Genomic DNA, 5974 nt, shown 5'->3' on the forward strand with positions numbered 1-5974 from the left:
CCCCTGGGATCTTCGGCACCACCCGCATCCACAACCTTCTCCGTCCCGGCACCGAATCCCGGTGCGGCCTCGACGGTATCGGCCGGGTGTGCGGCATTCGCGACACACCTGTGGAGATCTCGTGTCGAAGTGCCCGTGCCGTTGTTGCCACCGGGTTTGGGGTCTACGCGGAAAGTAGGCGGTTGATTACTTTTCGAGGCCAGCAAGACGGAAGCGTGCGCGGGCTTTGGATCGCGCCGTGAGTTCAGTGGAGGTTTCTATGCGTCGTACTGCCCGACTGGCAATGATCGGAGCGGTCGCGGCCGCGGCTCTCACCGCCGGTGCCACTCCCGCTACCGCCGATACCGGTTTTGTCGACTCCGGATCGTCGGCATCGGGATCCGCTGCGACGGCGGGCAAGGCGCTCAGCGATCTGGTGATGTGGCTCGGGTTTGTGACCGGCTCCCGGCAGCCGACGCCGTGCATGGCGCCGGTCGGCCTCTGCCCTTGACAGAGTCTGAGAAAGTCGGCACATGAAGATCGGTGTCGCGCTTCCGCAGATGGCTTCCGGGTATGGGCCGGGTACGACGGTCGAATGGGCTCGGCGGATCGACGCGGGGCCGTTTTCGAGTGTGTCGGTGGGGGAGCGGGTGACGTTCTCGAATCCGGAGATGGTCGCGACGCTGGGGGCGTGTGCGGCGGTGACGGAGCGGGTGCAGGTTTTGGCGAATCTGTTTGTGCTGCCGCAGCATTCGACGGCGATGGTCGCGCAGCAGATCGGCACTCTCGACCAGCTCTCGAACGGCCGCCTCGAGGTGGCGGTCGGGGTCGGGGGTCGTGAGCACGACTACCGGGCTCTCGGCGCTGATTTCAAGGGACGGCACCAGCAGCTCGATGACAAAGTGGCCGAGCTGAAGTCACTGCTCGCCGGTAAGCCGCCGTTCGACGGGGCGGATCCGGTCGGGCCGGAGTGTGTGCAACCGGGCGGGCCGATCATCCTCGCGGGGGCGATGGGGCCCAAGGCGATGCGCCGGGCGGCGCGGTGGGCCGACGGCATCTCCGGGTTCAACATCGCGGGCGATGCCGAGGAGATCGCCAAGGTGGGTGAGCTCGCCGATCGGTGCTGGGCCGAGGCGGGACGTGCGACGACACCGCGCAAAGTCAGCGGCTGCTTCACCGCCCTGGGCGTCGTCGATGCGTCAGAAGTGCTGCGCTCCTTCACCGCTCGCTATCTCGGGTTCCTGGGATCCAAGCTGGCCGAGCGGATTGCCTCCTCGGCGCGCGCGTCGAGTCCCGAGGTGCTCGCCGACATTCTTGACGGCGCGGAGCGGGCCGGGTGCGACGAGTTCATCCTGGTCCCGGCCGTTACCGACGCGAACTTCCTCGAGGTGGCGGCCGAGGTGGTGGCCGCGCGCTCTTGACGCCACCGGAGTGAAACGGGTTCTATTCCTGGGTGACTCTGCGCGTGATCCAGTGGGCCACCGGTGGACTCGGCCAGGCCGCGATCGGCCAGATCCAGCTGCACCCGGAGCTCGAACTCGTCGGGTGCTGGGTGCATTCGCAGGCCAAGGTCGGCCGGGACGCCGGTGAGCTCGCCGGGATCGGCCCGATCGGTGTCCTCGCCACCGACAGCCTCGACGAGATCCTCGCGCTCGACGCCGATTGCGTCCTGTACGCGCCGCTGATGCCGAATCCGCAAGAGGTGGCAGCGATTCTGCGTTCGGGCAAGAACGTCGTGACGCCGCTGGGCTGGTTCTGGCCGACGGCGGAGGAGAAGCAGCGGATGGCGGCGCCCGCCCTCGAGGGCGGAGTGACGTTGCACGGCACCGGAATCGACCCGGGCGGCGCCACCGAGCAGCAGCCGCTGTTCTTCACCGGCCTGTCCAGCGCGATCACATTCGTCCGCGGTGAGGAGTACTCCGACATCCGCACCTACAACGCCCCCGACGTCGTGCGCCACATCATGGGGTTCGGCCAGTCGCCCGAACAGGCGATGAGCGGTCCGATGCTGGCGCTGCTGGACAACGGGTTCGACCAGTCGGTGCGAATGTGCCTGGACACCCTGGGATTCGCCGACGCCGAGATCCGCAGCAGCCGGGAGGTGGCGGTCGCGACCGCGCCGATCGACTCGCCCATCGGCAAGATCCAGCCCGGCCAGGTCGCCGCCCAGCGCTTCGCCTGGGAGGCGTTCATCGGCGACACCAAGGTCGTCAGGGTCGCGGTCAACTGGCTGATGGGCGAGGAAAACCTCGACCCGCCCTGGACGTACGGCGACGGCGGCGTCCGCTTCGAGGTGGAGGTGAAGGGCGACCCGGACTGCTTCGTCACGATCCACGGCTGGCATCCGACCACCGTGGCCGCCGGTCTCGAACGCAACCCCGGCATCGTCGTCACCGCCGCCCACTGCGTGAACTCCATCCCCTACGTCTGCGCCGCCGACCCCGGCATCCTCACCTTCGTCGAAATGCCCGTAGTCACCGGCCGAGCCCACCCGGACCTGGCACGCTGATTGCATGCCGCACCCACAGGCCAAGATCCATCGCATCTTCGAGCTGATCGAGCCGATCGCCACCGCCAGCTTCTCCACGGTGGCGACCGAGGCGTTCCTGGCGGTCGGTATGCGCAATTACTGGGACGGATACTTCGCGGGCCGCGCCGCACCGCTGGGGACGGCGCCGGCGGTGGTGATCCACGCGGTCTTCTACAACTTCGCCGATGGTGAAGTGGCGCGCCACATTCCATGGGTCTGGAGCAAGCTGAGCCCGGAGGAGGCGATCGCCGTGCGCGAGCGTGGCAGCACCGCCGCCCTGCGCGGGCGGATCGGAACCCTCGCCGACACTCCCGACCTGGTGTGGGCCGCGGACCTCGCGACCCGGGCGGCGGTCAGCGCGCCGACCGAAGGCCGCCCGCTGTACGCCGGACTACGGGCACTCGCGATCCCGGAGGACCCGGTGTCCCGGCTCTGGCACGCGGCGACGCTGTTGCGCGAGTACCGCGGCGACGGCCACAACGCGCTCCTGACCGCCCACGGCATCGGCGGTACCGAATGCCACGTCCTCATGGCGCTGGCCCTCCGCATGCGGCCCGAAGAATTCGGCCGCACCCGCCACCTGCCCGCGGCACAGCTGGCCGCCGTCGTCGACCGATTGCGCGACCGCGGACTCGTGGACGCCGCAGGCGATTTCACCGAGGCGGGCCGGGAACTCAGGCAGCGCATCGAGACACTCACCGACGAGCTGGCCGCGCCGGCCTACGAAGCGCTCAGCGCAACCGAACTCGACGAACTGATCGCGAAACTCGAACCGATCGCCGCGGCATCCGAGACTGCCGGAGGCTGAGCAGCGGAGGCGGTAGTACAGACTTCTCGTATGAGTCTTGCCGCACACCTGGAGCAGCTCGGCCGCCCGCTGGTCGAGGAACAACTGGCACACCCGACCGTGGCGGGCATCGCGAAAGGTGACCTCCCCGAGCCGGTATTCCGCTCCTGGCTGGAACAGGACTACCTGTTCCTGCTCGACTACGTCCGCGTCTTCTCCCGCCTGGCCTGGCAGGCTCCCGCCGCCCATCTTGGCGACCTGGTCGACCTCGCCCACGCCACCTTTCACGACGAACTCTCCCTGCACCGCACCCTCGCCGCCGAGTTCGGAGCCGACCTCGACAACGCCGTCAAGGGCAAACCCTGCACCGAATACACCGCGTTCCTTCTGAATTCGGCCGCCAACTACGCCGACGGCCTAGCCGCCCTCTACCCCTGCATGTGGGGCTACTCGACCCTCGGCACCATCCTCGCCCAGAACCCACCCGCCGACCCCCGCTACCAACGCTGGATCGACACCTACGCCGACCCCGCCTTCGCGGCCCTCACCGCCCGCTGCGCCCAGATGCTCGACGAGGCCGGCGGCAACAATGCGGAGCAATTGTTCCTGACCGGCATGCGCCACGAACTTGCCTTCTGGGACGTGCCGTCCAGCCGCGCGTGAAGCCCGGGCGGCTGTGAAGCGTTCTGCCCATTGATCTTTCCGAGGCGGCCATAGAACTGGGGGCGCGCCGACGGCAGCGCCGTGACGCCGATTGCGGGCAAGATCAACGTCATGCGCTCTGCCGTGCCCACCCTCATGCTGCCGCTGGCGGCCGTCCTCCTGACCGGATGTGGCTATTTCTTCGATCAAGGACGCGACCAGGCCGAGCATGACAGCTGGTCACGCAGGATCGAGACGGCCATCCGGGCGCTTCCGGGGGTGACCGACGCGTCACACCGCTTCGATCACTACAAGGGCAGACACTTCACCGCCGAACTCGACGTGCGGCTGCGAGACGACGCCACCGGGGCCGAGGCCGCATCCGTGGTGAATGTCATGGGCGCTCAACAGCTTCCGCGCCGCTTCCATGGCGACCCGATAACGGTCACCATCAACCGGATGGCGGACTCCTATTCCGCATACTGGATGTTCGGCCGTGACGTGAGCCCGGAAGCGAACGCCGCAATCAACTGGGCGCGACTATGGGCCGCCGGCACCGAAGTGCATTGGGACTCGAGCGGCGGCTTCGCGGACCGCATCGTCAACACCGTCGATGTCCGGGCGGGCTCCGAGCGCGAACCCCACCTCGCCGTCGCGGCGATGCGCCGAATAATCCGGGATTTCCCCGAACTGGCATCCAACCAATGGGTCGTATCGACCGTTCATGGGCGGGAGCACGAGTACACGAACCACTCGGAACGGCGCCCCGGTTCGTATCCATGGCCCCTCGATCGCAACACTCTCCACCAAACGCCCACCCCTCGCTTCCCGTCCAATGACGAACTCGACCTGTGGCAGTGGTTCCTGACCGATCAACCCATCCCATTCTTCGTCCGGATGACGGTCTACGACCCGCCCTTGGAAGGCCATACCCTCGGCGTCACCGTATTTCCACCCTTGGGTTTCACTCCCGCCGAAACCACACAACTCGCCGACCTGCACCTCCCGCACTTGGCAGCCACCGGCGCCGTCGTCGACTACACAATTCACACCCCCAACGGCCCCTCCTACTACCACGAAGGCCCCTTTTTCGAGGTCGTGGTAGGCGGCTGCCAGACCCCCGGGCACAACGTCCTACTGGAGGCTCAGCCCTATGTCCGTCAATACGAACATTGCTGACTCGCACCCCACAACCGCCGTATCGAGATGATCGCTATCGTTCGGATATGACCGGATTCGAAGGGATTGCCGATTTTTCGCGTGCTCCGGGGGTTTATCTGATCACCGGGATTCAGGCGGCGGGGAAGTCGAGTGTGGCTCAGGCGCTGGCGGAGCGGTTGCCGAAGTCGGCGCATGTGCGGGGGGATGTGTTTCGGCGGTTTGTGGTGGGTGGGCGGGAGGAGATGTCGCCGGAGCCCAGCGCGGAGGCGGTGGCGCAGTTGAAGTTGCGGCATCGGCTGGCGGTGCAGGTGGCGGATGGGTATGTGAGGGAAGGGTTTACGGCTGTGGTGCAGGATGTCGTGCTCGGGGAGATGTTGCCGTACATGATCGAGCAGATTCGGACCGATCCGTTGTATGTGGTGGTGCTGGCGCCGAAGCCGGAGGCGGTGGAGCGGCGGGAGGCGGGGCGCGCCAAGAATGCCTACGGCACATTCACTGTGGCGGATCTGGATACCGGGTTGCGGGAAACCACACCGCGACTGGGCCTTTGGCTCGACAGCTCGGATCTGACGGTGGAGCAGACCGTGGATGAGATTCTCGCGCAGGCGAAGTCGATCGTTCGCTGACAGGTCGCGCATGCCCGGGCCGAGAATCCGGCCCGGGCGGGCACTGATTCGAATCAGGAGCAGGCGGGGGAGGTCTGGTTGCCCAGGGAGAGCATGTTGCAGATCCAGTCCTTCTGGACCTTCCACTTGCCGTCCTCGGCGACGAAGGGGACCACGGCCTTCTGCGGAGCGCCGCCGCTGACGGAGACGTCGGCGTCGGCGGTGATCGTGCCGTTGCCCAGGTCGGTGACGTTGGTGACGGTCACGGTG

7 protein-coding genes and 1 pseudogene are annotated in these 5974 nt (G+C 67.1%); 7 read left to right on the forward strand and 1 reads right to left on the reverse strand.

The features are described from left to right. From ACAM49_RS38265 to ACAM49_RS38295, 7 genes are all read left to right on the forward strand, one after another. Positions 1-242: hypothetical protein (locus ACAM49_RS38265; RefSeq protein ID WP_369640410.1), on the forward strand; the 242-nt coding region annotated here is incomplete at its 5' end. Positions 243-512: 270 nt separating this feature from the next. Next, complete coding sequence (locus tag ACAM49_RS38270; protein ID WP_369640411.1) at positions 513-1400, forward strand: LLM class flavin-dependent oxidoreductase; 888 nt, start codon at positions 513-515, stop codon at positions 1398-1400. 32 nt (positions 1401-1432) lie between these two features. Continuing rightward, a complete protein-coding gene (locus ACAM49_RS38275; protein WP_369640412.1) occupies positions 1433-2488 on the forward strand; it encodes a dihydrodipicolinate reductase in 1056 nt (351 codons plus the stop codon). 4 nt (positions 2489-2492) lie between these two features. Further along, positions 2493-3317, forward strand: a complete 825-nt coding sequence (locus ACAM49_RS38280) for a MarR family winged helix-turn-helix transcriptional regulator (protein ID WP_369640413.1) — start codon at positions 2493-2495, stop codon at positions 3315-3317. 30 nt (positions 3318-3347) lie between these two features. Further along, complete coding sequence (locus tag ACAM49_RS38285) at positions 3348-3959, forward strand: TenA family protein (protein ID WP_369640414.1); 612 nt, start codon at positions 3348-3350, stop codon at positions 3957-3959. Positions 3960-4040: 81 nt separating this feature from the next. After that, entirely contained in the window at positions 4041-5117 is a 1077-nt protein-coding gene (locus ACAM49_RS38290) for a hypothetical protein (protein WP_369640415.1), read from the forward strand. 47 nt (positions 5118-5164) lie between these two features. Beyond that, on the forward strand, positions 5165-5725 hold the full coding sequence (locus tag ACAM49_RS38295) for an AAA family ATPase (protein WP_369640416.1): 561 nt from the start codon (positions 5165-5167) through the stop codon (positions 5723-5725). Between the two features lie 53 nt (positions 5726-5778). On the opposite strand, the pseudogene ACAM49_RS38300 reads toward ACAM49_RS38295, so the two are convergent. After that, a pseudogene (locus ACAM49_RS38300) lies at positions 5779-5974 on the reverse strand (hypothetical protein); the annotation flags it as partial.

The organism is Nocardia sp. JMUB6875 (genome assembly GCF_041154655.1).
In the GTDB taxonomy this organism is placed as follows: Bacteria; Actinomycetota; Actinomycetes; order Mycobacteriales; family Mycobacteriaceae; genus Nocardia.

Coding starts and splice junctions, on each gene's coding strand:
- ACAM49_RS38270 (WP_369640411.1), top strand. CDS start 513: ATGAAGATCGGTGTCGCGCTTCCGCAGATGGCTTCCGGGTATGGGCCG.
- ACAM49_RS38280 (WP_369640413.1), top strand. CDS start 2,493: ATGCCGCACCCACAGGCCAAGATCCATCGCATCTTCGAGCTGATCGAG.
- ACAM49_RS38285 (WP_369640414.1), top strand. CDS start 3,348: ATGAGTCTTGCCGCACACCTGGAGCAGCTCGGCCGCCCGCTGGTCGAG.
- ACAM49_RS38295 (WP_369640416.1), top strand. CDS start 5,165: ATGACCGGATTCGAAGGGATTGCCGATTTTTCGCGTGCTCCGGGGGTT.